The 2705-nt window shown below is 43.1% G+C and carries 4 protein-coding genes and 1 pseudogene; 1 reads left to right on the forward strand and 4 read right to left on the reverse strand.

The features are described from left to right. Positions 1-111: 111 nt before the first annotated feature. The 4 genes and pseudogenes from GBV73_RS10900 to GBV73_RS10915 all read right to left on the reverse strand — a co-directional run. Positions 112-354, reverse strand: coding sequence for a hypothetical protein (locus GBV73_RS10900; RefSeq protein ID WP_152881312.1), 243 nt, complete (start codon positions 352-354; stop codon positions 112-114). Next, the gene (gene minD, locus GBV73_RS10905; protein WP_152881314.1) at positions 351-1133 is read right to left on the reverse strand and encodes a cell division ATPase MinD; all 783 of its coding nucleotides are present in this window, start codon (positions 1131-1133) and stop codon (positions 351-353) included. The genes GBV73_RS10900 and minD overlap by 4 nt, the downstream gene beginning before the upstream one ends. Positions 1134-1274: 141 nt before the next feature. Continuing rightward, positions 1275-2072: a slipin family protein gene (locus GBV73_RS10910; protein ID WP_152881316.1), complete on the reverse strand. Its 798-nt coding sequence runs from the start codon at positions 2070-2072 to the stop codon at positions 1275-1277. A 1-nt stretch (position 2073) separates the two neighbouring features. Next, positions 2074-2472 (reverse strand): annotated as a pseudogene (locus tag GBV73_RS10915) (NfeD family protein); the annotation flags it as partial. 3 nt (positions 2473-2475) lie between these two features. Here GBV73_RS10915 and GBV73_RS10920 point away from each other — a divergent pair. Then, positions 2476-2705, forward strand: a 230-nt coding sequence (locus GBV73_RS10920) for a hypothetical protein (protein WP_152881022.1), incomplete at its 3' end; no start/stop codon positions are given.

The raw sequence follows: 2705 nt of genomic DNA on the forward strand, positions 1-2705 counted from the left end.
TAATGTGTTATGGTCTGAAAATCCTCCTCAGAGTCAAATACTGTTTAAATAACAGGGGGTGAAACTAAACACGCCCCCTTAAGGCCAAAAGAATTTAAAGGGCAGAAAAGGTCATAGGTTTCGTATTTCCTCTTCCAGAGATTCCTCAAGAGCTTTTTCCCATTCCTCAACATCGAAATCGACTAATTCTGACTCTAGTTCTTCTTTTAGGTGGGTGACTCTCCTCTTTAAAGTATTCCTCGTTTCTGGGTCATAAACAGCGCGAGTTGAAGCTCTCCTCTCCGCTATATAGAGCGCTGCCAGTATTATATTTGTAGCTAGGAGAATAACAACCAAAAAAGTAAGTGGGCTCATCTCCTTTCTCCCCCAAACAGAGCTTTAAATACCCTCTTTATCGGATTTTCCGGTTCCGGAGGTGCATACCTAACCCCTGCAAGCTTCGCAGCGAGCTGCTTATAAGCTATTGCTCCCGGGGACGTTGGATTTTTGATAACAAGGGGGATTCCATAGGCACTGGCCCTTTTTACTTCTGGGTCTTCGGGTATTACTGCAAGCACCGGAACTTCCAAGATGGCCTCGATTTCCTCTCTGGTTAGTTCTGTTTTTTCATTTGTTACCCTGTTTAGAACAGTTCCCAAGGGGAGAGTTCCAAGTTTTTCTGCTACAAGTTTCGTTTTAAGGGAGTCGGTAATCGCAGAAATCTCCGGATTTGTTACCAAAATAAGTTCCTTTCCTATAAGCAGGGCGGTAATTGAAGTCATCTCAAGACCTGCAGGGGCATCGATTAAAACAAAATCTGCCATTGATGATATCTCTCTTATGAGCTCCTTCAGCTTTTCCGGGTTCTTTACCTTCTTTATTTTCTCAAGGCTTAGCCCACCTGGAATGACTTTAACACCTGCTGGCCCTTCGTAGACGGCATCTCTAAGATCCGCCTCTCCTGATAGAACATCGTGGAGCGTTATCGGAATATCTTCCATACCGAGAATTAAGCTCAGGTTTGCCATAGTAATATCTGCATCAATCACTATGACTTCCTTTCCAAACTGTGCCAAAGCAACACCGACATTTGCTATTGTGGTGGTTTTACCCGTACCACCTTTTCCAGAGGCAAAAACAATAGACCTTCCCAATTTAATCCCTCCGTGTCTTTTAATTAAATGTACGAAATTCGTAATTAATGTATCTAACCTATATACTGATGTCTAACTTTTTATATTTAACTCAATTTGTCCTTAAAAAGAATTAAAGGACGGTTAAAAAGTAAAAAGGGTCTACTCTTGTTCCTCTTCTAATTTCTTCTTTGCGACTTCAGCAGTATCAGAAAGGCTCCTGAACAGCTTCAACATTTCCATCGGGAGTGTTAGTACTATAACGTTGCTCTTATCGCTTGCTACGTCACTTATTGTTTGCAGGGTTCTAAGCTGGAGCGCCATTGGATGCTCAGAGATAATCTCTGCAGCTTCTCTAAGCTTCTCAGCAGCCTGTCTTTCTGCCTCAGCAAGTGTAATCCTTGCTCTCCTTTCTCTCTCTGCCTCTGCTTGTCTTGCCATAGCTCTTTGCATTCCCGCTGGAAGCTCGACATCTTTTATCTCCACTGCTGTAACTTTTATTCCCCATGGGTCTGTTGCTTCGTCGATTATCCTCTGCAGTTCTCTGTTGAGCTTTTCTCTCTCGCTGAGGAGCTCGTCCAGATGTGCCTGGCCAATTACACTTCTCAGGGTCGTCTGGGAAATTTGGGACGTTGCCATTATGAAGTTCTTAACCTGAGTAACAGCCTTTACCGGGTCAACAACTCTAAAGTAAACCACTGCGTTAACCCTTACCGGAACGTTGTCCTTTGTTATTGTTTCTTGAACTGGAACATCCAAAACTTGAGTTCTTAAATCAACTATCACGGCTTTTTCGAATATTGGGATTATGAAGAACAATCCTGGGCCCCTTGCTCCAACAACCCTACCAAGCCTGAAGATTACTGCTCTTTCGTATTCCTTTACTATCTTTATAGCTGAGGACAAAAACACCAAAACAAAAACTAAAATAACAACATACACAATCCACTCAAAGGCCATTCTACTTCACCTCATCAGTATTTTCCCTTTCATCCTTTTTCTCTTTTTCCCTAACCACGATAAGTTTGAGTCCATCCATTTCAACAACCTTAACCTTCTCGCCGATATGTATTAGTTCACCATCCCTGCTTCTTGCCCTCCAAAGCTCTCCTCTGACTCTTACCATCCCCTCCGGGGCTAAAGGTTCCACAACTTCACCCGAGAGACCTATCATCTCTTCCTTCCCGGTTTGTGCCTTCCTTCTATGAGCCTTTATCACAGCTGCCATTCCGAATGCAAAGAACAGCGCCAGCAGTGCACCTATTGTCACTATTATCAACCTAATCTGGGAATAAACTTCCCTTGAAACAAGATAGTCCACTCCCCCACCCCCACTGAAGAGCATTATGCTGCCCAAAAGGGCGTGTTTATAGTAACCTTTATTAGGGTTTTTGCTGAATTCTTTCAGGTGGTTGTCGTGATCCCCAGATGGGATCACAGACTCAAAGACCCTGAAAGCGTGGCATTCGCAATTCTTGACGTTTTAGCAGACTTCGAATCAGAAGGAAAGCTGAAGAACCTGCCAAAATCCAAAAAATTTCCAGTAAAAACAATACTGGCAATACTCCTCTTTAAACAATACTACAACCTACC

This window comes from Thermococcus sp. 101 C5 (assembly GCF_009372125.1).
GTDB lineage: Archaea > Methanobacteriota_B > Thermococci > Thermococcales > Thermococcaceae > Thermococcus_A > Thermococcus_A bergensis.

Excerpts from the sequence above, each read along its gene's own strand:
- GBV73_RS10900 (WP_152881312.1), bottom strand. The coding sequence starts at position 354 with ATGAGCCCACTTACTTTTTTGGTTGTTATTCTCCTAGCTACAAATATA.
- GBV73_RS10910 (WP_152881316.1), bottom strand. The coding sequence starts at position 2,072 with ATGGCCTTTGAGTGGATTGTGTATGTTGTTATTTTAGTTTTTGTTTTG.